A 24,620-nucleotide genomic window follows, 5' to 3' on the forward strand; every position below is an offset into this window, starting at 1 on the left:
TTTCCTATAGTACAAGGACGATTTATGGTTCGTTTTTTAATCAACTGTTTTAGTTATGTGCCAGCCTCTTTCTTGTTTCACTGTTATAGTTAGCCATCATCAAGCAGTAATACAACTTTCCCAGAGTACTTATAGTGACAGTATTTACCACCATACTGCAATATTGAATTTATATTATACAGTATTTTAGCGCACTTTCTACATCAATACTGTTAGCATCAGTCTTCTTCTAATTTTTTCGTTACCTATTTTTCTAATTGTCTTAGACTCTCCATTAACCAGGTCATTAAATATAGCCGCCTTTATATTGAATCTGTGGCATTTTCAAAAAGTTATATTCAGCAACATAATCAGTGCCAGTCAGGTAAGCATGACAGCTCTCTGACAGCATTAGATTGACAATGCCTCCTTTTTCATGGACTAAGATCACTGGCTTTCCGGTAGCTACAGCATAACCAATCTCCATAGCTGTTCCTGAGTCAACATGTCCATGCCTTTCACCATGTAAGAAAGTTTCTCCATCATAATCAATTACAGCAACAACATGAGTAGCCCAATCAATATTTTTGATGTCATTTTGATAAACTGCATTAGCCCACTGAGGAGAGCCAAAAGGAAGAAAGTTAAGTTGCTCCTTTCTAGGAGAGAAATAAGCTTCAACAAAAGGATTCGTCTCTAATGCCTGCTCGACTCTTTTTACTCTCTCAACCTGCTCATCATTGAAAAATGGAGAGGCTAGGTATACCCTTGCTTTTGTAATCTCCGTCTTTGAATTCATCTATAATCAACCTCCTATGTTAATCTAAAAAGAAAGGAGAGTTTTTCATGTGAAAAAGTCCTCACTTATAATGTTTTTCAGTATTGCTTAATAGAAAGCTTAAGCACAATAATTAATTTAGCGCATCTTAAGTATACTGTAAAGCATTAATTAAATTATTTTGGAACTATCCAATTTAGTAAAATTCCTCATGTGGTACAGATACGCCCAATTTCAGTTTCAATCCAATAGGAAATAGTCTTTTTAATTTGATCTGTCTCAATCAATGATCTTTCCAGTCTGTCCAATAAAGCCATAATCTTTCAGATGGTTAACAACTTCAATAGAGGGGTTCTCTGTTGAATGTTATTAATTAAAGTTACATAGCATTTTGCGTTGACATAAGCCCTAACCTTTATTCATACTTATGATGGGAGTTATAAGATAGGAGTAGTTAAAATGAGTAAACAGTATAAAGTCATTACCAAAAGCAAGCCTACACCTCAAAATGATCCATGGGAAGCATATTTGGATGTTGAACAATATGGAAAAATGACATTATCAAACATTGAATTTACAACAACAACACTTTGTAACATGCGCTGTGCTCATTGTGCGGTTGGCTATACGCTGCAAGGAAAAGATCCTGACGCATTACCATTGGAATTATTAGAGCAACGGTTAGATGAAATAGCGCATCTTCGCACGTTAAGTATTACAGGAGGAGAACCGATGATGTCAAAAAAGTCGGTTCGCAATTATGTTGTACCATTATTAAAATATGCACATGAACGAGGCATAAAAACGCAGATTAATTCTAATTTAACTTTGCCATATAGCCGTTTTGAGGAAATACTTCCTTATTTAGATGTGCTGCATATTTCACACAATTGGGGAACAGCAGAAGAATTCGCTGAAACAGGATTTGCTAGGATGGAAAGAAAGCCATCGTTGGAAAATCGAAAGAAATATTTTGAGCGTATGGTTGAAAATGCACAAAAAATTTCTCAAGCAGGTATTATGGTATCTGCAGAAACGATGCTTAATCGGCGTACGTACCCATATTTGGAAAAAATTCATGACCATGTGCTAGAAATGGGATGCTCGCGTCATGAGATCCATCCGATGTACCCTGTTGACTTTGCAAGTAATTTAGAGACATTATCCTTAGAAGAAATGAGAACAGGTATCGAGCGATTATTAGATCATCGGAATACAAGTGTATGGATGTTGTTTGGTACGTTGCCTTTTTATCCATGCAGTTCTTCACAATCTGATCTAAACTTATTAAAGCGTCTATTTAACGAAAAAAATGTGTCGGTAAGAAATGACCCGGATGGCCGTTCCCGTTTAAATGTAAATATATTTTCAGGTGACATTATTGTTACTGACTTTGGAGATGAACCGAAACTAGGGAACATTCAGACTATGTCGCTTCCTGAGGCATATGACCGCTGGGTGCAGACGAAAACAGCAAAATCATTAAATTGTCACTGCCCGGCTGTAAAATGCCTTGGTCCTAATATTCTTGTTAAAAATACATATTACCAGGATGTAGATTTTCAACAACGAAAAGCGGTTATTGAACTGTAAATACTATGAAAGTATGAAATAATTATTATTGCTTCACCAATAAAACTCCACTAGCTAGTTATAGTGGCGTTTTTTGCATGTTAAAAAGCACGGCATATGATTTCTAGAGTAAGAGTATAATAACGTAATCAGTTGTGTCAGAGGTTTAGAGCCCAGTTTGCTGGGAGATAAAGGGAATAGAAAGAGAAAATCATTTTCACTTTCTATAAGTATAAAAGATTAAATCTCTTTTAAAAACGCGCAGCAGCTGTTGATCTCTATCCTCACCCAATAAGTGAAAGTACTACTTACAACTTCTATTCTCTAGAAATACTTATATACATATAGTAGCAAACAATTCGTTGGGGGTTGTGCACGATTATGTCAATCGAGTTTCTTCAATTTCTACAAGCCTATGAAAACCTAATATATACCAGTTTATCTATCGTTATTTTACTATTAATTTTCTTCTTTAGAAAAGGTATTACACGTTATTTTTTTACCTTATTGTTAAAAGTGAGCAAGCATTGGTTAAATGGTTTGTTTGTGCAGCTTAAGTCAGCATTTGAACGACCTGTAGAAGGATTGTTGGTGATATTTGGTATCTACATATTTTTAAGGTTGTTTCCCTATGTAGATCATACAAATGGTTTTTTTGTTCATTTAGAAAGATCTTCTGTAATTTTCATGGTTGGTTGGGGGCTATTTAATTTATCTTCTTCTTCATCGCTGTTATTTGCAAAAATGAACGATAAATTTGATTTGAAGATCGATTCGATCCTTATTCCGTTTTTTTCCAAGGCAATCCGATTTATTGTAGTGGCTATAAGTTTTAGTATTATTGCACAAGAATTTGGCTATGATGTCAATGGGTTTGTAGCAGGATTAGGGATAGGAGGACTTGCTTTTGCTTTAGCTGCAAAGGATGCATTAGCCAATTTCTTTGGTGGGATTATTATTATTACGGAAAAGCCATTTACCATTGGTGATTGGGTATGGACACCGAGTGTAGAAGGGACAATTGAAGATATTTCCTTTCGCAGTACCAAAATAAGAACCTTTGCTCAAGCGCTTGTTACTGTGCCGAATGCGACACTGGCTAAAGAAGCAATTACAAATTGGAGTAAAATGGGAAAGCGACAGATTTCATTCAACTTACGATTAACCTATGAAACATCTCGTGAGAAAATAAAGAGTGTTATCTTCCAAATAGAACTTGAACTACGTAATAATAATGAAATACATCAAGATACAATTTTTGTTAATTTTGATCAATACAAAGAAAATGGGTTCGAATTATTTTTATATTTTTTTACAAATACAACAGATTGGGGAGAATATTTAAACGTAAAAGAAGCAATGAACCTAGCTATTCTCGACATCTTAGATAGGGAAGGGGTAGCAATTGCTTTACCGACACAAAAGCTGCTTGTAGACACTAACGATAGTGAAATATTATTGCGGCAAAAAATGTAATTATATAAAAAGGAGAAGCTTATCTAGAGTCATGCGAGCGCTATTCCTACGCTTCTTAATAGAACTGCATAGAAGCAAAATTGAATTGTTTATTACGTGTTGTAAAAAAAGATAGTTAATGGATGATACTGCAACTTCAGCGGCTTTATTTTCCAACATGATTTACCCCCTGTATTTGATAAAATAAGTATATCAAATTGTTATTATCTAATCAAGAACACATGTTCTATATCGGCATGTCATAAACGACAGTGTGAGCCGATGGTTTACTTTGCTGCTGAATCTCGTATCCGTGACGTAGATATGGCTAAAGAAATGATGGCATTCACAAAGAACAACATTCTTACTCAAGCAACTCAATCTATGCTTGCGCAAGCTAATCAAACGCCACAAGGTGTACTTCAATTACTTCGTTAATTGAAACTATAATAGTAAAAATAGAAATCCCACGGAGCAAATTTCTGTGGGATGTTCTTATTGATGACAAATTTCATCAACTTTTTAAAAGTGACTGTCTAAAATTTATTATTTTTACGAAAAGCAAAAGAAGGAAGGCTTCAAGAGTCTATACCTAAAGCAAAGATGTTTAATATGTGTAAAAAAAAGAAGGGTTAACTCTCCTTCTTTTTTTATATGCTTTATAAATAAACAATTTAATATATTCCGTACTTTTAGTATAATGCAACTAAAGGGGGAATTGAGTTTCATCTGTGATGGGAGGAGATGTAAATTAAAGCGCTTTATGTAGGGGAATGTCATAGCCTTCTCGACCAAACATTAGCGCAACTAGAACATATACATACACAAATCAAAAACATCCAGAAAAGTATAGAAGGCATTATCGCCTTAGAAGAATCTTTTAAAGGGAAGACAGCTAATTCTATTCGAACCTTTTACAAAGAGGTACACCAGCCGTTTCTGTTGTTTCTAGAGGGGTTCATTGACAATTATTCGAATACATTACGGGAAATAAAACAATCAATTAATGAACTGGAACCAGACAGGAATGGAGTTATTCGAGAGGATTTTCTTGCGGGTGGTGTTCAACGAGGACTTAAACGGGCAGAACATGTTGCAATGATGCTAACCGATGAGGCAAATGCTGTCCTCCGATCGGTCAGAGATATTATTGATGTTAGGGATTTAGATGATGGGGAGTTCTTGGATAAAGTACAACATGCAAAGAAAATGACGCACAAGGCCATTGAAAAGCTGTATCTATTTGATCGACATAATACAGCTAAGCTAGAGCCTGTGGAACAAGATCTCCATACAATGAAAAACTACGTAAGTCGAATTAGAGAACTAGGGAACAACGGTCAGATAAATATTGCAACGTACCAGGCAAGAAAGATAGCTGATCAAAAGATTCATCAGCAGCTGATGCAAGGTCTCATGAAAAAGGCTGGAAAAAATGCCATAGACTTAGAAGTCATCATGGGGGAACTTGGCAAACGTCTATTTTCGAAGTTTATCCCACTAGCAGCGATTCCGATTAACTATTTGCAGAAACATTTTGGACTGAAAACAATGGATTACAGCTATCGGGCTATACATGCTACTTTAGCAGCAACGGGGGATAGTTTAACTGCAAATGAGTTTTCAACAATCGAACATCTCGTTGTTTCAAAAGTAAAGGTTTCGGATTACAAGGGAGTAAGGCAAGGAACTTATTACACCTTAGCTGATGGTAGAATTGTAAGGAAGTTCAAATCAGAAACAGGTGTAAACTATGAACTAGTTAGTACGATTCCAGCGAATCGATATAAGCCAAAAGAGCTGGAAAAAAGCTGGTTAGAAAAGGCTGCCGATGGTGTGAAAGATACATTTGTAAAAGCAGGAGAATTTGGTGCAACGGCTGTAAAAGAAACAGCGGACTTTCTTATTTTAGATGACGTTAATACTATTTTGGATTCAGAAGCATCTAAAAAGGAAAGGATAATAGCAGGTGCTTCTATTATTCCCCATGGTAAAGTTCTAAAGTTGATTAAAGCTGGCGGAACAATTAAATTTGTGAATAAGGGTGGAATAACTGCAAAGCGAAAACCCCTGCAAAGACATCACTATGCAACTAACAAGAGTAAAAAATACACTCCAAAAATTGAAAAGATCACTAAAAAATATGGTTTGGATTTAGATGGTGATTGGAATAAAGAACTACTTCCTCATCAAGGCAGACACCCTTATGCTTATCATGATTATGTTTTAAGAAAGTTACGAGAATATGATGTGAAAGCAAAAGGAGATAAAGAGACGTTCCTAGAGTTATTTAAAGACTTAAAACAAGAAGTTAAGGAATATCCAGACATGCTATATAAAGATTATTGGAGGGGGAAATCAAAATGAGATACTTTAAGTTAATGGAAGATTATGGTGGTGAGGACGATGTCGTTTGTCGTATTGAGGATACACATGGATTTGAATATGAGGTAGATATGGGGAAATTTATAAATAACTGGAACGCTGATATGACGTTTTATTTCGATTTGCAGGAAGGGAACAGGTTTACTGATTATTTATCAAATGATTTGGGGTGGTTTCTCGTATCTAAAAAGTTTAAGAACATAATAGAGAGATTAGAAGTAAGAGCTCAGTATTTACCTGTAAACTTAGTGAATTTAGAGAATAACAAAAGATTAGATGAATATGTTGTAGTTAATGTACTAGATGTAATTGATGCAATTAATTTAAAAAATAGCGACTGTAGTATTAGATTTTTAAAAAATGGTGAGAAATTCGTTTCTATTAGAAAATATGCCTTAAATGAAAACAAGATTAACGGCAAACATATATTTAAGTTAAAAGGAGACGAAATTCCAATATTTGTATCAGAAAAAGTAAAGGAGCTAATTGAACAGCACAATATCACTGGTTGTGACTTTTTGGAAGTTAAAGTAGTGTCCTAGAGGAAAGGAAGCTAAACATATTGTCAATTAAAAAACTATAAACCATCGAATAGCATCGGGAGTATAAACTATTTTGTGTAAACGGTAATTGCACATAATAAAATAGAAAGGCTTTATGTGGAGAAGCGGGCGTGATACGCTCGCTTTTGCGTTGGGATAGCTTTGTTTTTTAAAGGTATCTCCATCGCCAATGGGAGTATAAACTATTTTGTGTAAACGGTAATTGCACATAATAAAATAGAAAGGCTTTATGTGGAGAAGCGGGCGTGATACGCTCGCTTTTGCGTTGGCGATAGCTTTGTTTTTTAAAGGTATCTCCATCGCCAATTCATCACGCCCGCAGAGGCTCCATGTCAAGCCGGAACCAAACTTAGGATTATAGGGAAAGTTCGGTTTCTAGACGCTCTCCAAAATGAATGGCGAGCTGTGATATACATTCTTTCCATCCTTGTACCGGCATAGTCCATTTTTTCGTAATATCCATGGTTGCCAGGTAAATCATCTTTCTTAATGCATCATCAGATGGGAAAGCGGATTTTGTTTTTGTAACTTTTCTTAGTTGTCTATGATACCCCTCGATAATGTTCGTCGTGTAAATGATCCTTCTAATTTCCCTTGGATAGCTGAAATAGGCGGTTAATTCTAGCCAGTTTTGCTCCCAAGATCGAATAATAATGGGGTGCTTTTTCCCCCATTTTTCTTTGAAAGCAGTAAAGGCCATTTCGGCTTCTTCTAAGGTTAATGCTTGATAGACTTTCTTCAGATCTTTCATCACTTCTTTTTGTTCCTTGTAGGAGACATATTTCATGGATTGCGTATCTGATGGATCACACACAACTGTATTTCTGTTTGAGGAAATATAGAACTTATGGCTTCTGAAAAGCCGGAAAGCCCGTCTTTACAAGCAATTAGGATATCTTCTACACCTCTGTTTTTAAGATCTGTACATACACCTAGCCAAAAACTAGCACTTTCATTTTCCCCAATCCAGATGCCTAATATTTCTTTATGCCCTTCCATATTAATCCCTAAAACACTATATGCAGCTTTATTAACGATTCTATTTTCATCTCGAACTTTAAAATGGATGGCATCCAAAAATACGATCGGATAAACCCGGTTAAGTGGGCGGGATTGCCACTCTTTGACTAGAGGCATAATTTTATCGGTTACTTTGCTAACCATGGTAGGGGAAACATCAATCCCATATAAATCCTGCATTTGGCTTTCAATATCCCTTGTTGACATGCCTTTTGCATATAATCCCAGTATTTGATCCTCTATACCATTGACAGTCGTTTCATACCTCTTAATAATTCTTGGTTCATAATAACCATTTCGGTCTCTTGGAATATCCAATTCAGTATCTCCATATTTAGATTTGACCGTCTTCTTACTGTACCCGTTTCGGCTATTGCCAGTGTTATTACCGGTCGTGCTGTGTTTCTGATAACCCAACTCTTCCTCCAACTCTGCTTCAAATACTTGTTGAATGGTGTCCTTAAATAAACGCTTCATCATTTCTTGAACATCTTCTACAGTACGACATTCTTTTGCCAATTCCTTAACCGTTTTCTCATGAAAAAAGTCTTGCATAAATGATCATCTCCTTATTGGAAAGTATATCCATTTACACAAAACTTTTTACGCTCTCATAGCATCATGGTTTATAGTTTTTTAATTGACTTAGATTAGACCCGTTGGTTTAGGTTCATATGGTGTTGCTGTTGGTTTAGGTTCAAATGCTGTCGGTTTAGGTTCATGTAATGGTTTCTCATGAGCAACAGTTACAAACAATGAACCGCCCAAAAGTAACATACTACATGTCACTGATACTACTAATTTTTTCATCTTCTATCCCTCCTCCTAATTTGATTATTTTGTCATAACTACTAGTTGCTAATTTATAATACTGCATAGCTTCCTTATACCTACCCTTTTTCTCTAGATGACCAGCAAACAATTTTGCATATGCTTGGATAATGTAGTTGTAGAACCTATAATATTCTTCACCTTTAACCAGACTAAGTGTATCTTCACCCAATCGTAAGTATTCTTTTGCTTTCAAATATTCGCTGTTTTTATAAGAAAATTGCATTAATCGAGTAATAGCTTCTAATCTAGATCCACAATCCAAATCTCCACTTGTTAAAGCAAGTGAGTAATTTTTAATGGACTGTTTTGATTCTCCTGCTATTAAATAAAAGCGACCTAGATTAAGATGGGTTAACTGAATGATTTGTTCATCATTTTCTAATTTACCTAAGCGCATAGCCTGATTGTAGTTTTTTATCGCAATATCATTCATTTTAATTCTTTGATATGATATTCCTAACAGTATATGGCATTGTGCACAGCGCACAAAATTGTAATCACGCTGAAACACAGTCATTGCTTTCTTTGCATAATTAATAGCTTCCATCCCATTTAATAGTTTGCTGTGGGCGATTGAAAGGGCATAATGCAAATCGGCGATTTCGACTTCGTCAATGTTTGCTAAGCGAATCTTTTCCTCTGCCAATTGGTAACATTGCATAGATTGTTGGTAGTCTTCTTTGAATGAGTAATAATCCCCTTTAAATTTATACCAATAGTAGGCATGTGTATCACTAAATGTGTCTACCATTTCATGGAGATCATTTATTTGCTTCAAGGCTTTTTTGAAATCCCTTAAAACGATATAATAACGAATTTTATGTATTTCAAACGTTATCGCTTGGTCGTTAATGTTAGTACTAATTAGCTGTTGTAATTCTTCATACTTCTCTGTCATAACGCGTTTATCATACCTGTCAAACAGCATATCGTACCATTCTTTGCATTTTTTTTCTACTTCTAAATATTTTTTTTCATTATCGTTTATCTCTATCCCTAAACGATTACAAAGTAATTTTATAGTATTCGGGTTTACATCTGCCTTATTATTTTCTATTTTAGATAGATAAGACACCGAAACAATGCCTTCTGACAATTCTTCTTGTGTCATATTACGCTTCTTTCGTTCTAATTTAATTAAAGAACCTGTTTCTATCTTAATCACCTCTACTCTACTCGTATAAATCATTACCTATTATAACACAAATTAAAATAATCAGTGTTGGGAAAATAATCAGATTTTTGTTTGCTTTTCATATTAAAAACGGTTAATATCTGTTTATTTTCTTTAAAAAGGAAAAATAGATATTTAAAATAGTCTAAATTTATATTTATAATAGAAGACCCCCAAGAGCCATAAAAAATTAATAAAGAGTATGCTCAAACAAAGGTTCATCTGATCAAAGATAAAATAGAATAACCTTTCTAGTAAAAATGAATCATTGTTATTGAAAAAGGATTAGAGAATTAGAAGGAATAACAGATAAGTAAAAACTGAGAAAAAATCCGTAAGAAAATGTGGTGGGAGCTAACAAACCTATTGTATTAACGTTTCAAGAATATTGATTTCAAGGGATTGTTGGGTGTCAAATCTAAAAGATTTAACGAATTAGTTTGTTACGGAGTTTCTGTGGGCATGATTTCCAATCCAAGACCTCAGTAAAATTAGATAAGACATGCAATCATGCCCACTACTCCATATAAAATCTCCTTAACTACCTTTGAATAGGTTGATAAATTTACTAGTTTTTTTTCGTATCTTTATCTAATTTTTCAACAATAGCATACGCTATTGTTTGAATAAGAACCATTCCCATTAAAATCCAAAAAGCATTCCTGACGCCAATAGTAACATTAAGAACTAATAAAATTAAGTATAAACAGAGAAAGAAATATTTAACTTTTTTAACATTCATGTATGTTGCCCCCATTCTGCATATTATTTTGCTGTAAATATTAATTATAATAAGGAATTTATGAAGAAAAAGTTAAAGTTTAATGTAATCGCTTTATCACTGGTTTTGCTTCTTTTATTTAGTAGTTTATCATTCTCAGAAGTATCTGCCCATAAAAGTATAAAAGAAGTTAATACCGAAAACATCGTAGTTGAAGGTAATAGTTATGAATACAAAGCAATAAAAGAAGGGAGCACCCTTACTGTCAAGGTAACTGGAGAAGATGGCTCCATAAAATGAACTAGAAATGGCGACAAGGTAGCTAAGGAGTGATTTTCTGAATGAAAACGATAAATTACAAGTTAAAGAACAAACAGATAGGATTGATACAAAACATAAAAGAAGATAAATCCATTTCTCTAGTGATGGTGCTGTTATAACTAATTTTATGGCAGCAACTAGAAATTTTCCACTTAATGATAATTAACTAGGGATTGTAAAAACTGTGTCAGTAAGAATGCTTATGGCTCTTGCTCACGCAGTTACAGTTTTTTATTTAGCATAGAGCCAAAAAATCTAAGCGAAAATGAAACAGCTGTAGTCAATGAGATCGATTGACCACAGCTTTTAAAATTTTTAGGTGTTGTAAAATAATCGATTGTTAGGTTTCGATACCGAAATCAATCGATTAATTATTTATTTGGGGGATTGCAAACATTTTTAAGCACTAAAGCGTAATTACTAGTTTTTTTCGCCATGGCTCTAAATTCCATAGATTTTTTATACCTCTTACTGTCTCAGTATGGCCCCGTAATTGTGCCTTCATGCTTGCGGTATTTTTCCAGTTCTTAGTCCCTTTATGTTTATTATATATTACTTGCCATCTGTATTTTTCATAATGAGCTTGGACGACTGGATTAGGGTGTTTCGTCCATGCAAGTTTTTTAGGGTAAACGGATAAAGTAATTCCGTCTGATCATTTTCTCCATTTAGAATCGGAATAATAATCGGGAAATTTGGTCAGCGGATTTTTAGCTGCTACAGTTGCTACACTGTTATTCATTCCCAAATGTTCGTTCAAATCTATCAATTTCAGTTGTTTCATACACAGCATAAACAGTATCTTCACTTAATGGATCACCTGATAGTAAAGCTAAAGGAATCCCCATCAGCAAAATCAATTTCACTTGCTTTTTTTGGAGTATACTCATAACCTAACTCAACAGTTTCTGCATTCGCAGTCATTGGAACAGTAAAAGTAAAAATAAGAATAGAAACAAGGAAGAACCCCAAAGTTTTTTTTCACTTTTCCATCTCTTTTGCGCCAATTATTTTATTTATTGCAATGATTATATTTATTTGTAAAAATGTCAATATTTTATGTTATAATATTGTAACAAAAGATTAAGGAGGTAGGGAGGACTTTAAATGTTAGGAGAAGAATTTACTTTGCTAGCGCCTTTATTTTATCTTATACTATTTTTCACAATAGTAAATTTTCTATATTTAACTTTTTTTCAGAATAAAATTAAGAGTAATTATTATGTGCTATTAAACTCAGTATTTTTCCTAGTGATAGCCATGGTGCTATTATTTCAAGAGGGAGTTATAGTTGATGAGTTTAATAAGTCACCAGGTTCTATGAATTTGATTCTTTCAATCATTTCAGGGATTGTATTCTTAATAAGTTTATTTTTTATAAACAAAAAGAAAATAAGTAAATAATACTAAAAATCAATAGTTAAACCGCTATTGGAATGTAAATGTCATTAGTTCTTTATTAGATTGGACTAGTGCCATTTCCTGTTTCTATACTAATCAGTAATTGCCGAAGAGGTACGAAACAGGAAGTTCGCTCTCAAATACTGTTGTAAAATATTTCATCCAAATTTTTTAAAATATCTCAATATGTTAAGAATGCTAAACCTAATGAGACAGAATTTATAACTTCCGATAATATGTTATGTAAACTAGAAAACTACATAACTATTTTTTATAATTATTAAACGCATTCACAATAAACTCAAATGGATCTAAGTATCCCCTCTCCTTTATGTTTGCAAAAAAAAGTAAATCGTTCCAGCCTATCAATCTGAACATATGAAGTTTTAGTTAATCCAGAATGAGGGCTATTTTTTATCTGAATCCGATTTTGTTTACGTGGTGTTCATGTTATTTTTAACCCATAAACGTCTCCATCTTTCTCCTTGACAACAATAAGAAAGACAGGGCGTCTTTTTTGCCCTGCCCAGATCCTTTTTCATAGGGGAAATTTAAATCATATATATAACCCGGCTTCATTAATCATCCTCCGTCCAAAATTTATAATTAGGATGATCAGGAGATATATCAACGTTTCCATATTTATCAACTCGTAATGGTTTTTTATTAGGAAGTTTAGATATATCAACCTTCTTGGATATATTTTTTAGTATTTGATCATATTCTTTTTGTATTTGACGTCTATTAGGACTTTTAACTACTGCATGAGCCATTTCTTCGTCCTCCTTCGTACACATACCAACATCACCTCTTGGATATTAGTATATGCAACATTATCTAATATATCAGAAAAATTAACTTTTCTCTAAATGGCACCTCACCTAGGTTCAGTATAACATTCGTAGTGTATCCTTATTGAAACTTAACCGGCTAGGAGGGATATTGAGTTTCACAGTAAAAAGTGCGACAATATCCAGCTTAACTAATGCGGTACAAATGAGATTGTAGTTTCCCGGAAAGGAGCTTGCTGATAAGCTGGAATTAATCCTTTACCTACAATGCTTTCTTTAGCTAACCATTTATACGGATAGGAAAAGGAAACTTCCGATACAAATGGGAAATTGGATAGAGCAACAGTGGTTTTATCTTTCCAAGTAAGGTTAATTTTTTCCCCTGTAAACGATTCTAAGTTAGCCGGTAATGGAATTCCTTCTTTAAAAAAAGGGTGCTGATTGGTTCCTGGTTCATTAAGGCAAATAAACAAAGAGAGATTATCACAAAGCTGCAACAGACTATAATATTTAGCAAATAATTCAGAATCAAAATTTCCTGCCATTTGAATAATTCGCTGTTGTCGCTGCTTTTCTTGTTTTACAAATTTGCGACTGATTGGGAAAGCATCACCTTTTAGAAAGCGGGTGTAATGAACACTGCAAAGTAAGCCTGCATATGAATCAACTGCTTCTACTTGATCAATACCGGAAGCATAGAGCATTGTTTTTGCGGAATTAGGAAAATCAATAAAGCTGTATGGCTTTTCAGCTAGATCATTCCAAAAGGGTTCCTGATCGAATGGTTTCCAACCAATATCATGCTTATCGATTGCATAAATCACAGACGCTTTATGTTCTGACTTAGGAAAGTGAATTTCTTTCCATTTTTTAATCATATCACCTGAAGTTTGGGCATGATGGTCTTGTTCAATTAGGATATAACCGTTTTTATGTGCTCTGACGACCAAAAGTGAACCTCCTTTCCTCTTTGATTTATAGTTCGTTTACAAATCGAGAGAGTTATGATTTTTTGCATTTAGAAGAAAAGTATAAGTACAGAATTGGATGACTTGGTAAAGTTTCATCCCGAATATAAGGCACCTTGAGGCTTCCACTTCAAGAGTTGCAGACGATACAAAGAAGTCTAAATGGGAGATGACGGCACCTAAATTCTCGATTCGTTCGGGTCAACAAGACAAAGAAAGCTATGTCAACGATGCATCGCAGTTTTTCTAGGGCAGGGTATGCTTCGATAGCGTACGCACAGAAAAAGTGTACTTCTTTTTCAAGGATGTCCGAGATTCTAGTCTTTATTCTAGCTCTATCAATAGGGGATGGACGAAAACTCCTATTGAATAAGTTTACCTTTTCAAGTTTTTCATGTAATAAATTAGGTTTCTACTCTAGGTAAGCTTCCATTCATTATTCCCTTACCCGTATTTGTTGTTTTAAAAGCATAATCTTTATTGGTTTACTTATAAATTAATTAAATTACTGTAATTGAATTTATAAATTCAATATTGCTATCCATTTTACTATTAATTTTTAAAAATTCAATAAAGATAATTATATTGACATAGGAAGTAATAACAACTATAATTACTTACAATTAATAAGTGTATATAAAAAAGTAAGTTAAGTAACCTAATCAAAATATATTGGATCGTTAAATATAATGGTAAACTGTCAACTAAAGAGGGGGAATCATCAATGGAGAAGAAGTTTTTTAAATATCTAGTCACATACGTTGGGGAAGTTCAGTTACATGTTACAAGATTGAAAGAATCCCTTTCATTTTATCAAGATATTATTGGCTTTTCTGTCCTTGAAAAATCAAACCGAAAAGCAGTGCTAACAGCAGATGGGATAACGCCTTTACTTACCATTGAACAACCCGAGAATGTGGTAAGTAAGCAAATGGGAAGAACGGGGTTGTATCATTTTGCTATCTTATTACCAAGTCGGAAGGATTTAGCATCTTTTCTAAAACACTGTGCCCAATATAATATTCCATTCGGTTCTGCTGACCATGCTGTTAGTGAAGCCTTATATTTATCTGATCCGGATGGAAATGGCATCGAAGTATATCATGATCGACCTTCAACAGAGTGGAACTGGGTTCATGATCAAGTAACCATGGTAACAGAATCATTAGATATAAATGGAATACTAGCCGAAACAAGTGATCATTGGACAAAGCTTCCAAAGGAAACAATTATAGGGCATATCCATTTACATGTAGCTAATTTGCAGGAAGCAAAAAAGTTTTATGTAGATGGTCTCGGCTTATCGATTGTATCCCAATATCCTGGAGCACTCTTTATGGCAGCTGGAAATTATCATCACCATATTGCAATTAATAGTTGGAATGGAGAAGGAATTCCAGCACCAGATCAACATAGTGCAGGCTTGGGGTGGTTTAGCTTCATTATGCCAGATAATCAAGCCATTGAGAGAGCAAAGAAATGCTTAGTAGAACTTAAAGTACCAATTAACAGTAGAGATGATTATCTCGAAGTGGCAGATCCTTCAGGTAACACGATTCATCTGAAAACAGAATAGTTAAGTAGAACATTTGCACTTAATTTTTTGCAAATGTTTTTTATTATTTAGGAAAATATATTCGTTTCTGTGTTAACTTTTTTGAAAATTAGCGTCGTCTAGCTTAAGTGTTTCAAGCGATTTGCTTCCCTATGTTGTTTCAAACCTCCTGTGGCAGCAACGGCTTCCCCGTCGGAGTTCCAGTGCTTGCCAAGCTGGTTAAGACGCTTTTATATTCTATTTCATGAAGAAGAATAAGTTTTTAATAGATTTCTTGAGCTTCTTTCGTTTTTTATCTGTAGAGATAAAAAGTTATTTGGATGAGGAGATATAGTTTTACTCCATTTGAATAAATGTAAATAAAATTTTAACAAATATGTTTACATTTTTTGATACTTTCTTTAATGTTAACACGTACTATAAATATATTTTTTAAAATTGGGTATATCAAAAGAACAAGTTTCTAATTGTAGAGTGAACTTTCAATAATGGTTAGGGAAACGAAGAATAGGGCATAGTATGGAGTATCGTTTATGCAATTACATATATTTCGTTGATGATAATATCCGGTTTGTAACAAAATAATAATCAAAAGGGAGATGAATCATGGCATATTTACTATTAATTTTCGGTTTTGCCTTATTAATTAAAGGAGCAGATTTCTTTGTTGACGGTTCTTCCAATATTGCCAGATTGTTAAGAATTCCCCCTATATTAATTGGGTTAACGATTGTAGCATTTGGTACTAGTTCTCCGGAAGCTACAGTAAGTATTATTGCTGCTATGCAAGGCACAGCCGATGTTTCGATTGGTAATGTTGTTGGTAGTAATATTTTTAATTTAACCCTTGTTGTAGGGCTAGCTACAATTTTATTTCCAATTAAAGTGCAAAATGAAACGATTCGTAAAGAAATTCCATTTACATTGCTGGCGAGTATTGCTTTGCTTGTTCTAATTAGTGATACGTTTTTAGAGGAATTTAACATAAATTACATATCTCGAAGTGATGGGTTAATCTTTTTACTGTTTTTCTCCGTTTTCATGTACTATGTTATCGAGGTAGCTTTAAAAAGCAGACAAGTCTCGGTGAAAGAAGATGTTCCAAGTGATATTCAATGGGGAAAAAATATTTTTATTACAGTACTTGGACTAGCCGGTATTATCATTGGCGGACAAATGGTAGTTGATAATGGAAAAGAAATTGCCTATGCTTGGGGAATGAGTGAGGCACTTGTAGGCTTGACGATCATTGCGATTGGAACCTCCCTTCCAGAGTTAGTTACATCGATTGCTGCTGCTTTGAAGAAGGAAAGTGAAATCGCATTAGGAAATATTGTAGGGAGTAATATCTTTAATATATTATTTGTTTTAGGAGTTTCTGCGGTAATAAGTCCGCTTCAGGTAAATAGCAAAGTTATCACGGATATTATTTTGATGATTGTGCTAACAGTCTTATTGCTTATCTTTTCACGAACTAACTACAAAATTGGAAAAGCGGAAGGCTTCATCCTTGTTATAGGTTATATTTTGTATTTAACTTATATTATTATTCGAAATTAAAAAAGTGGAGCGTTGTTTTAAGCAACTCTAGATATACGGAGAAATTTCAAATATGGTATTATACATACAAACTGCATAAGAATTAGCAATCAGCAATAAGACGCTTGGGGGTTTCTTTCCAAGCGTCTTTCATCATTCGATTATTTGTATTTAACTTTGTTTCCTAATGTAATGTATGGAAACTTCATATGTTCCTCATCTTTTAAAAAGAATAAAACTTATTTACCATTAAAACATCGGTTAGTATACCTTTTTCCACTGTTTTTTGTAATTGCCAATGATTTTTCAGGATGGATACCTTTTTATCCCGAATATAGCTGGTAGTTAGACTTGTTCTTCCATGCTACGAGGTGAAATGAAAGGTGTGAGACCTAACTGTAAATGAAATATCCGATTCTATTCAGAGGATTAGCTCCCCCCTTGAGGTACTAACAACGGTGTGGGGGATAAAAAACTTTATTTCCTATAAGGAGCCGTAAAAATGAATGTCAAACGCCAAGAGGGTCGGGTGTAGTGCGTTTGTCAATTCCTTGATGCTCACTTTATTCCGCTTACCATTGACAAACACCATAATGAAAGTAATCAAAATAAAAAGGAATAATGAACCAAAATGTATGGTACTTATTCCTATCCACTACTTAAACATTAAAGTAAATATATCTTTTAAAAAAAGTGAAACGAAATTGAACACGCCATAAAAAAATAAGTACATGATCAGAAATACGAATGCATCCTTTTTACTAAAAGAAAAAGAGATCTCGTATTTATCCATATTACCACCTCATCTTATTTAAGATACACCAAATTCTTAAATCTTTACAAGCAATCTTTATGGCTTATTTTTTTCTGACTTTAAGAGTTGTACGTACACAGAAGTCTAAGTGGGAGATAACGACACCTAAATTCCCGATTCGGTAAACTAACATCAGTAGGAGATGGAGGAAAACTCCTACTGAATGAAGATTCACGTTATGATTGTAGTAAAATGAATCACCTTTTTCCAATCATCTATACGATCACAGAAAGATTCCTAAATCCATATAAAGATTCTCTTCCGCTTTTCTTAAATCGGAGTTCTACTAGAATGGTGACCCATCCTAGTTAAGCTGTCGATACCATTTAGCTGCTTCCTGTACTTCTCTTAATGTCAATTGATGCCCGCTATTTTCCCAATGTAAATGTACATTTGCTGAAGCATCCTGTAACAACTGTTTAAGATCTTCTGATTCTTGAGCGGGGCAAATAGGATCATTTGTTCCTGCTGCAATAAATACATCGACTTTAGATAAATCAGGTAACTCAATGCCGCGTCTTGGAACCATTGGATGATGCAAAATCGCTCCCCGCAGGGCATCCTGATGGTGAAATAATAAGCTTGCAGCAATATTTGCACCATTAGAATAACCAATGGCAAATATGTGATCACGAGCAAAGTTGTATGTTACAGCGGCTTTATTTAGGAAATTAAGTAATTCTTCTGTTCGAAATACTAAATCTTCTTCATCAAAAATACCTTCGGCTAAGCGTCTAAAAAAACGGGGCATTCCATTTTCGAGTATATTTCCTCGTACACTAAGAATATTAGCTCCCGCATCAATTTCAGTTGCAAGCGGTATTAGATCCCGTTCGGTGCCTCCAGTACCGTGTAGTAACAGGAAAGTCGGTTTCGATTGGTCACTTCCTCGCTGAAAAATATGTTTCATCCTGTTCCTCCTTTAAGCTCGTTTTCCTACCGTTTTTAAAACATTTATCACGGTCTGTTTTTGTTGATCACTAATGCCAGCAAACAAGTCTTCCATTATTTTCTGATGCTTTGGAAAAATTTCATCCATTAATTTTTTTCCTTCATTGGTAATATCGATATAGACAACGCGCCGATCTTCTTGACAATGTTGTCTTTTTAATAATCCTTTCTGTTCTAATTTGTCAATAACATATGTAATAGAACCAGTTTTAATCAGGACACTTTCCGATATTTCCCGAACCGTTTGCTTTCCCTTATGATACAGGGTTTCAAGAATAGTAAATTCAGATGTTTTCATTCCGTAGTTTTTTATATCCTGCATCATTCGTTCTTGTAGTGCTTTTGAGGCTTTGACTAATACGACAAAAGCCTTTAATGAAAGATTCTCTTGCATCATCGTTCCACCTTGTTTGTATTGAATTAATATATTCTTAATTAAATATAATCTATTCTGTTTAGGCTGTCAAAGTATATGAAATACCGGAAGAGAAAGGTATAGAACAGGGAAAAGCTGAAACGTTAATTTTTACCTTCATGTTTCTACCCATAGAAAATGGTTAATGGTGCCGTTGATTTTACGTATATTTTTATACATTACTTTTAAGAGTTAACCCTTATCCCTTTTTTAAGCTGAATGAAAAGATGATATTGCTTAGTTTAGGTGCAATATCATCTTTCTTACATCATTAGCCCGCATGTAACTGGCAGTAAGACCTGCCCTTCCATGCGGAGGTGAAATCTTGGACGATACGTAGTCCAACTGCAAGTCAAATGCCCGATTCTGTTTACCCGATTCTGTTTATTCTAATAATCAGTGAGGGATAAAAGACCCCCCACTGATGCAAGACAATGTATCATTCTCTTTGCATTTTTAAGTTTCTTTTTTGCTTCAACAGTTCTTGAAATTCTTCTTCCAGTTTATCAGAAGGCTCTATACTTAATTTGCTCAGCACTTCGGTCAGCTTCGTTTCCACTACGATTAATTGTTGTTCGATCATGTCTTCCTGTGGTTTAGAGAAGTCATTTTTATAGGCGTCATAAGACCCTTCAAACACAGTGATCTTTTTATTCCCTCCGAAGGCAATCAAGCGATTTGCAATGGCTTTAATAAATCTCCGGTCATGGGAAACAAACAATACGGTTCCTTCATAATTTACAAGCAGTTCTTCTAAAGCTTCTACTGCCTCAATATCAAGAAAATTTGTCGGCTCATCAAGAATGAGTGTATTAATATCACTAACAAATAGTTTAGCAAATGCTACTTTTACCCGTTCTCCTCCGCTTAGAACGTTTACATGTTTATAAACATCGTCTCTGTGAAAATGCAGTCTTGCTAGTACCGTTCGAATCAGTGTTTCATTTTGACTGGATGTGTTGCTTACATTCTCTAAAATTGTTTTGTTCGTTTCAAGTATATCTAGATTTTGGCTAAAGTAGCCGACTTTCATTGCTGGAGCATGACGAACTTGATCATTTTCTTGCATGAGGTTTTTGATTAATGTTGTCTTGCCGCTGCCATTAGGTCCAATAATGGCAATTTTATCTCCAACTTTAACATGGAAGCTAACGGGATTCCATAGGAGACGTTGACCAATAACACCCTTTAGATCTTCTACTCGTAGAAGAGTTCTTCCGTGTAGTTTGTCTGCATATGGCAAGTTCATCTTGACTGGTGGCGTTTCCTTTACTTTTTCTACCTGTTCCAGCTTTTCCAGTCTTGTTTCAATCGCTTTAGCTGCTTTTCGTAATTTCTTTTGTTTATTTGCAAAATAAGGCCTGGCACCTGTAATTTTTGCTTCTGAACTGCTTGTTTGCTTTGGTTTCTTTGTTGCTCGCTGTGCTTTTTGCTCTTTTAATTGAAGCGCTTCTTCTAATTGTGTTTTCTTGGCTATATAATTTTCATAAGCCTGTTGCTGCTGATTTAGCTGCATGTTCTTCTGTTCCTGATAATGAGAGTAATTTCCTTTATATTCCGTTACATAGCCATCTTCCAGTTCCCATATCGTTGTACACAATGCATCAAGAAACTCGCGATCATGGGAAACAATAATTAGTGCGCCTTTCCATTTTTTTAGCTGTGTTTCTAATTTTTCAATGTGCCATGTATCTAAATTCGTTGTTGGTTCATCTGCTAATAAGATATCTGCCTGGTTAGCTAGGGCTCTGTTAATATATTCTTGAGTTACTTCGCCACCACTTTTTGTCGTAATCATACGTTTCAATTGTGGAACTAATTCGATTGTTCCATGGGTTATAATTTTTCCCGTTTCCGGTACAGTTTCTTTTGCAAGAATTTGTAACAATGTTGTTTTTCCACTGCCGTTTTTCCCAACCAAACCAATACGATTTCCTTTATGGACAGCTAGTGATTCGATTTCAATTAATTTTCGATCTTTTATATAGTGAATTAAATTTCTCGCTTCTAATAAACGCATACGTTCATCTCCTCATATAGGCTGAAAACTTGGCTATTACCAAGTGATTAGATGTAAGAGGCTTCATTGCATGTTTAATTATTGTCGTCTTTTTTTATACATTGTAGATAACTTTTTGAAAAGTATCTTCGTCGTCTCAAGTGCTTAAGCGAAGCAAACTTGAAACTGCTTCCTACGATAAGTTAACATCGGCTCAATACTAAATGAAGACCGACTAAAACGGGCTTACCGTCGACATATGCCTGATTTATTGGCATGTTCTGTCCCAAATGTAAGGAGACGTTTCAAAAATCTGCTTATTATTTTGAAGACTTTATAAGAGAAATGGCTCCTAAATCCATTCCTTCAAAGGCTTTTAGGAAATCCCCTTGTAGACTGACATTCCGTGTAAAAAGCACGGAATGAAGTTTTCGCTTTACCTTGTCAAAAGTTCTTCCGTTTGTACGTTGCACCCCTGAGCGTTTCTAGCTTTTGTTTTTTACATACAAAAAAGCCTCCTATTCATCCCAGAATAGGAGGCATCGCAGATAAGTATGGTTAAAGATACGTATTCCATTATGCCACTTAGTCTATTTACACAATATAGATGTAAAGAGAGGAGTACATAAAAGAATAAAGATCGTTACCAATTACATCGAGCATCATCCTATTCTGAAATGTTCATAAGTTGCATGCAAGAATAAACAGATCAATATCTGTTGTTATTGCCGCTTCCTTATCCATTTATTTCAGTAAATAGGATTAATAAATCATGTAATTGGGTCACCCTTTCCGTTATTGTTAGTACCATTATATAGAAAATAATTGCTATTGTCTATCCACTTAAGCTTATAGGACAAGATTTTTAATTAATTCTTCTTGCAAAGTCTACAAACTTAAATTTATCGGGTCGATGTCGAGATTCCGTAAATTGAAATAGTCTCGCATCCTCTAAGTAAACTAAACTTTTGATCACAACAGTATTCGTATGGTGTTTTAAATCCAATAATTTCCTGTCTTGTTTAGTTGGTTCTTCAACGGTAATTTCTTTTTGAGCAAAGCTAATGGAAAGACCAAGTTCATGCTCAATATAATCGTAAATAGATCGCTCGCATGTTTCTATACGAGGCATAGGAATAATCGATTCGATAAAATAATCTTTGTCTAAAATGACATTTTCTCCATCAATCGTTCTTACGCGAATAACGTTCCAAATTTTGTCCTTTGTATTGATTGTTTTATATATGGGACTGGAACGTTTTACTTCTTCCATCTGAATCACTGTTGTTTTAGCATCTAAGTTTAATTTTTTTGCTAATTCTTTAAAGCTGACAATTCCTGAGACTGGAAAATCAAGTCGTGGACGGTCAATAACAATCGACCCTTTTCCCCGTATTTTTTGAATATAGCCATGCTGTGATAATAAATGTAATGCTTTTCGAATCGTTTCTCTCGATGTTTGATAAATTTCGGCTAAGTCGTTTTCGGAAGGGAGTAAGGAAGATGTTGGTAACATATCGTTATTAATCTGTTCAACTAAATCATGATAAATCATTAAATATTTCTTTTGCATCGTTATAACCTCTTTATTTACGATAATAGGCAGCAAGCTCCATTATGATATGGATAACGAAAAAGAGCTAGACTGCCTTTTACAAGGTTGACGGCATGAGACAAAATAGATTCAACCAGAAAATGTTGAATCAGTTATTTATTAAATAATAAATAATGGACTCATAAGGTCGTAATGGTATGGTGCCTAATTTAGAAGGCGAATCAGAATAATTGGACAGAAGAATAATCGCTTTTTCATTCCGTAAATCATCAATAGTAATTTCCGTATCCGTATCATAAAAATTGCTTATTACGACTAAGCTTTCATTCTGCCAATTTCGTGAATATGCAAAAACATTTAGATGATGGATATCGATCATCTTAAAGTCTCCATAAGTAATGATATCATATTTTTTTCGTAAAGAAATTAGTTTCTGATAATGTTTAAAGATAGAGTTCGGTTTTTCCATCATCTTTTTAGCATTAATCGTTTTGTAGTCCTGTGCTAAAGGAATCCAAGGTGTACCAGTTGTAAATCCGGCATTTTTCGTTGATGACCATTGCATAGGCGTTCGAGCATTATCTCTAGATTTTTGCTGAAGAATTTTAATAATAGCTGTTTCTGATTTACCTTCTTTCTTTAACTGCTTATAAGCATTTAATGATTCTACATCACGATATTGGTTGACGGAAGTAAACCCGGCATTTTTCATTCCCAACTCTTCTCCTTGATAAATATAAGGAGTACCTTGCATCATATGCAGGGTTGTAGCAAGCATTTTTGCTGATTCAGCATGATATTCCCCGTCATTTCCGAAACGGGAGACAATCCTGGGTTGGTCATGATTACACCAAAATAATGCATTCCATCCACCACCTTCGTACATGCCGACTTGCCAATTATTAAGAATTTCCTTTAATTGGATAAAGTTAAAAGGAGCTGTTGTCCACTTTTTCCCGTTTGGATAATCGACCTTCAAATGGTGGAATTGAAAGGTCATATTTAATTCTTGGCGGTCACGCCTAGTATAGAGAATACAATTATCCAATGAAGTTGATGACATTTCGCCAACTGTCATCATATCGTTTGGTTCAAACACTGTTTGATTTAATTCATGTAAAAATTCATGAATTCTCGGTCCATCTGTATAAAATCTCCGTCCATCTCCTTGGTCATCATTAGGAAAACACTGGTCTTTGGAAATTAAATTGATCACATCAAGGCGGAAGCCATCGATTCCTTTGTTTGCCCAAAATTGTATCATTTCATATATTTTTTTCCGGACTTGAGGATTTTCCCAGTTTAAGTCAGCTTGTGTTTTATCAAATAGATGTAAATAATATTGATCTGTTTTTTCATGATATTCCCAAGCAGAGCCACCAAATTTAGATAACCAGTTATTTGGTGGACCGCCATTTACTGGATCTTTCCAAATGTAGAAATCACGATATGGGTTATCTTTAGATTTAGCTGCTTCTTTAAACCAGATATGGTCTGTTGAAGTATGGTTAATAACTAGATCCATAATGAGCTTCATATGGCGATGGTGAACCTCTGTTAATAATTCTTCAAAATCATTCATCGTTCCATAAAGCGGATCAATCGCATAGTAGTTACTAATATCATACCCATTATCTTTTTGTGGTGATTGATAGACAGGAGTGAGCCAAAGAACATCTACTCCTAATTCCTTAAGGTAATCAAGCTTTTGGATAATGCCTTGTAAGTCACCTATGCCATTTCCAGTTGTATCAAAAAAACTCTTTGGATAAATCTGATAAACTACAGCTTGTTTCCACCAAGCTTCATTCATGTTAACACCTCATTAGC

The 24,620-nt window shown here is 34.5% G+C and carries 21 protein-coding genes and 2 pseudogenes; 9 read left to right on the plus strand and 14 right to left on the minus strand.

The window, feature by feature from the left end:
* Positions 1–286: 286 nt before the first annotated feature.
* Complete coding sequence (locus JNUCC74_RS02545; RefSeq protein ID WP_454066774.1) at positions 287–778, minus strand: nucleoside 2-deoxyribosyltransferase; 492 nt, start codon at positions 776–778, stop codon at positions 287–289.
* A 438-nt stretch (positions 779–1,216) separates the two neighbouring features.
* Between JNUCC74_RS02545 and yfkAB the strand changes: the two genes are divergently transcribed.
* From yfkAB to JNUCC74_RS02570, 5 genes and pseudogenes are all read left to right on the plus strand, one after another.
* On the plus strand, positions 1,217–2,350 hold the full coding sequence (yfkAB, locus tag JNUCC74_RS02550) for a radical SAM/CxCxxxxC motif protein YfkAB (RefSeq protein WP_454066775.1): 1,134 nt from the start codon (positions 1,217–1,219) through the stop codon (positions 2,348–2,350).
* A gap of 360 nt (positions 2,351–2,710) precedes the next feature.
* Complete coding sequence (locus JNUCC74_RS02555; RefSeq protein ID WP_454066776.1) at positions 2,711–3,805, plus strand: mechanosensitive ion channel family protein; 1,095 nt, start codon at positions 2,711–2,713, stop codon at positions 3,803–3,805.
* Positions 3,806–4,078: 273 nt separating this feature from the next.
* Positions 4,079–4,222 (plus strand): annotated as a pseudogene (locus JNUCC74_RS02560) (flagellin); the annotation flags it as partial.
* A gap of 312 nt (positions 4,223–4,534) precedes the next feature.
* The gene (locus JNUCC74_RS02565) at positions 4,535–6,151 is read left to right on the plus strand and encodes a T7SS effector LXG polymorphic toxin (protein ID WP_454067816.1); all 1,617 of its coding nucleotides are present in this window, start codon (positions 4,535–4,537) and stop codon (positions 6,149–6,151) included.
* Positions 6,148–6,711: an imm11 family protein gene (locus JNUCC74_RS02570; protein ID WP_454066777.1), complete on the plus strand. Its 564-nt coding sequence runs from the start codon at positions 6,148–6,150 to the stop codon at positions 6,709–6,711. Before JNUCC74_RS02565 ends, JNUCC74_RS02570 begins: the two co-directional genes overlap by 4 nt.
* A 376-nt stretch (positions 6,712–7,087) precedes the next feature.
* Here JNUCC74_RS02570 and JNUCC74_RS02575 read toward each other — a convergent pair.
* The 4 genes and pseudogenes from JNUCC74_RS02575 to JNUCC74_RS02590 form a co-directional block, all read right to left on the minus strand.
* A pseudogene (locus JNUCC74_RS02575) lies at positions 7,088–8,307 on the minus strand (IS256 family transposase).
* 90 nt (positions 8,308–8,397) lie between these two features.
* Complete coding sequence (locus tag JNUCC74_RS02580; RefSeq protein ID WP_454066778.1) at positions 8,398–8,562, minus strand: hypothetical protein; 165 nt, start codon at positions 8,560–8,562, stop codon at positions 8,398–8,400.
* Positions 8,531–9,751: a helix-turn-helix domain-containing protein gene (locus tag JNUCC74_RS02585; protein WP_454066779.1), complete on the minus strand. Its 1,221-nt coding sequence runs from the start codon at positions 9,749–9,751 to the stop codon at positions 8,531–8,533. Before JNUCC74_RS02585 ends, JNUCC74_RS02580 begins: the two co-directional genes overlap by 32 nt.
* Positions 9,752–10,328: 577 nt before the next feature.
* On the minus strand, positions 10,329–10,502 hold the full coding sequence (locus JNUCC74_RS02590; protein ID WP_454066780.1) for a hypothetical protein: 174 nt from the start codon (positions 10,500–10,502) through the stop codon (positions 10,329–10,331).
* A gap of 60 nt (positions 10,503–10,562) precedes the next feature.
* Here JNUCC74_RS02590 and JNUCC74_RS02595 point away from each other — a divergent pair, with 60 nt between their 5' ends.
* Entirely contained in the window at positions 10,563–10,781 is a 219-nt protein-coding gene (locus tag JNUCC74_RS02595) for a hypothetical protein (protein ID WP_454066781.1), read from the plus strand.
* A gap of 427 nt (positions 10,782–11,208) precedes the next feature.
* Here the strand turns inward: JNUCC74_RS02595 and JNUCC74_RS02600 are convergent, their stop codons facing one another.
* Both JNUCC74_RS02600 and JNUCC74_RS02605 read right to left on the minus strand, forming a co-directional pair.
* Positions 11,209–11,448: a DUF2599 domain-containing protein gene (locus JNUCC74_RS02600; RefSeq protein ID WP_454067817.1), complete on the minus strand. Its 240-nt coding sequence runs from the start codon at positions 11,446–11,448 to the stop codon at positions 11,209–11,211.
* A gap of 88 nt (positions 11,449–11,536) precedes the next feature.
* Positions 11,537–11,692, minus strand: coding sequence for a hypothetical protein (locus tag JNUCC74_RS02605; protein ID WP_454066782.1), 156 nt, complete (start codon positions 11,690–11,692; stop codon positions 11,537–11,539).
* A 217-nt stretch (positions 11,693–11,909) separates the two neighbouring features.
* Here JNUCC74_RS02605 and JNUCC74_RS02610 point away from each other — a divergent pair, with 217 nt between their 5' ends.
* Positions 11,910–12,206, plus strand: coding sequence for a hypothetical protein (locus JNUCC74_RS02610; protein ID WP_454066783.1), 297 nt, complete (start codon positions 11,910–11,912; stop codon positions 12,204–12,206).
* 575 nt (positions 12,207–12,781) lie between these two features.
* Here JNUCC74_RS02610 and JNUCC74_RS02615 read toward each other — a convergent pair.
* Together JNUCC74_RS02615 and JNUCC74_RS02620 are read right to left on the minus strand one after the other, a co-directional pair.
* Positions 12,782–13,000, minus strand: a complete 219-nt coding sequence (locus JNUCC74_RS02615; RefSeq protein ID WP_454066784.1) for a hypothetical protein — start codon at positions 12,998–13,000, stop codon at positions 12,782–12,784.
* Positions 13,001–13,185: 185 nt separating this feature from the next.
* The gene (locus JNUCC74_RS02620) at positions 13,186–13,944 is read right to left on the minus strand and encodes a DUF3891 family protein (protein ID WP_454066785.1); all 759 of its coding nucleotides are present in this window, start codon (positions 13,942–13,944) and stop codon (positions 13,186–13,188) included.
* A 742-nt stretch (positions 13,945–14,686) separates the two neighbouring features.
* On the opposite strand from JNUCC74_RS02620, the gene JNUCC74_RS02625 reads away from it, so the two are divergent.
* Both JNUCC74_RS02625 and JNUCC74_RS02630 read left to right on the plus strand, forming a co-directional pair.
* Entirely contained in the window at positions 14,687–15,538 is an 852-nt protein-coding gene (locus tag JNUCC74_RS02625) for a VOC family protein (protein WP_454066786.1), read from the plus strand.
* Between the two features lie 585 nt (positions 15,539–16,123).
* On the plus strand, positions 16,124–17,077 hold the full coding sequence (locus tag JNUCC74_RS02630; RefSeq protein WP_454066787.1) for a calcium/sodium antiporter: 954 nt from the start codon (positions 16,124–16,126) through the stop codon (positions 17,075–17,077).
* 1,097 nt (positions 17,078–18,174) lie between these two features.
* Here the strand turns inward: JNUCC74_RS02630 and JNUCC74_RS02635 are convergent.
* From JNUCC74_RS02635 to treC, 5 genes are all read right to left on the minus strand, one after another.
* Positions 18,175–18,780: an alpha/beta hydrolase gene (locus tag JNUCC74_RS02635; RefSeq protein ID WP_454066788.1), complete on the minus strand. Its 606-nt coding sequence runs from the start codon at positions 18,778–18,780 to the stop codon at positions 18,175–18,177.
* A gap of 12 nt (positions 18,781–18,792) precedes the next feature.
* Complete coding sequence (locus JNUCC74_RS02640) at positions 18,793–19,215, minus strand: MarR family winged helix-turn-helix transcriptional regulator (RefSeq protein ID WP_077319311.1); 423 nt, start codon at positions 19,213–19,215, stop codon at positions 18,793–18,795.
* 460 nt (positions 19,216–19,675) lie between these two features.
* A complete protein-coding gene (locus JNUCC74_RS02645; RefSeq protein WP_454066789.1) occupies positions 19,676–21,256 on the minus strand; it encodes a Vga family ABC-F type ribosomal protection protein in 1,581 nt (526 codons plus the stop codon).
* Positions 21,257–22,100: 844 nt separating this feature from the next.
* A complete protein-coding gene (gene treR, locus JNUCC74_RS02650; RefSeq protein WP_077319313.1) occupies positions 22,101–22,808 on the minus strand; it encodes a trehalose operon repressor in 708 nt (235 codons plus the stop codon).
* Between the two features lie 130 nt (positions 22,809–22,938).
* The gene (treC, locus tag JNUCC74_RS02655) at positions 22,939–24,603 is read right to left on the minus strand and encodes an alpha,alpha-phosphotrehalase (RefSeq protein WP_454066790.1); all 1,665 of its coding nucleotides are present in this window, start codon (positions 24,601–24,603) and stop codon (positions 22,939–22,941) included.
* Positions 24,604–24,620 lie beyond the last annotated feature (17 nt).

The organism is Cerasibacillus sp. JNUCC 74, from assembly GCF_053667775.1.

Bases quoted from the DNA above. Each gene is read 5' to 3' on its own strand.
- JNUCC74_RS02590 (WP_454066780.1), bottom strand. From the start codon at position 10,502: ATGAATGTTAAAAAAGTTAAATATTTCTTTCTCTGTTTATACTTAATT.
- JNUCC74_RS02580 (WP_454066778.1), bottom strand. From the start codon at position 8,562: ATGAAAAAATTAGTAGTATCAGTGACATGTAGTATGTTACTTTTGGGC.
- treC (WP_454066790.1), bottom strand. From the start codon at position 24,603: ATGAATGAAGCTTGGTGGAAACAAGCTGTAGTTTATCAGATTTATCCA.
- JNUCC74_RS02605 (WP_454066782.1), bottom strand. From the start codon at position 11,692: ATGAGTATACTCCAAAAAAAGCAAGTGAAATTGATTTTGCTGATGGGG.
- JNUCC74_RS02640 (WP_077319311.1), bottom strand. From the start codon at position 19,215: ATGCAAGAGAATCTTTCATTAAAGGCTTTTGTCGTATTAGTCAAAGCC.
- JNUCC74_RS02595 (WP_454066781.1), top strand. From the start codon at position 10,563: ATGAAGAAAAAGTTAAAGTTTAATGTAATCGCTTTATCACTGGTTTTG.
- JNUCC74_RS02615 (WP_454066784.1), bottom strand. From the start codon at position 13,000: ATGTGTACGAAGGAGGACGAAGAAATGGCTCATGCAGTAGTTAAAAGT.
- yfkAB (WP_454066775.1), top strand. From the start codon at position 1,217: ATGAGTAAACAGTATAAAGTCATTACCAAAAGCAAGCCTACACCTCAA.
- treR (WP_077319313.1), bottom strand. From the start codon at position 22,808: ATGCAAAAGAAATATTTAATGATTTATCATGATTTAGTTGAACAGATT.
- JNUCC74_RS02625 (WP_454066786.1), top strand. From the start codon at position 14,687: ATGGAGAAGAAGTTTTTTAAATATCTAGTCACATACGTTGGGGAAGTT.
- JNUCC74_RS02635 (WP_454066788.1), bottom strand. From the start codon at position 18,780: ATGAAACATATTTTTCAGCGAGGAAGTGACCAATCGAAACCGACTTTC.
- JNUCC74_RS02555 (WP_454066776.1), top strand. From the start codon at position 2,711: ATGTCAATCGAGTTTCTTCAATTTCTACAAGCCTATGAAAACCTAATA.
- JNUCC74_RS02610 (WP_454066783.1), top strand. From the start codon at position 11,910: ATGTTAGGAGAAGAATTTACTTTGCTAGCGCCTTTATTTTATCTTATA.
- JNUCC74_RS02645 (WP_454066789.1), bottom strand. From the start codon at position 21,256: ATGCGTTTATTAGAAGCGAGAAATTTAATTCACTATATAAAAGATCGA.
- JNUCC74_RS02630 (WP_454066787.1), top strand. From the start codon at position 16,124: ATGGCATATTTACTATTAATTTTCGGTTTTGCCTTATTAATTAAAGGA.
- JNUCC74_RS02570 (WP_454066777.1), top strand. From the start codon at position 6,148: ATGAGATACTTTAAGTTAATGGAAGATTATGGTGGTGAGGACGATGTC.
- JNUCC74_RS02545 (WP_454066774.1), bottom strand. From the start codon at position 778: ATGAATTCAAAGACGGAGATTACAAAAGCAAGGGTATACCTAGCCTCT.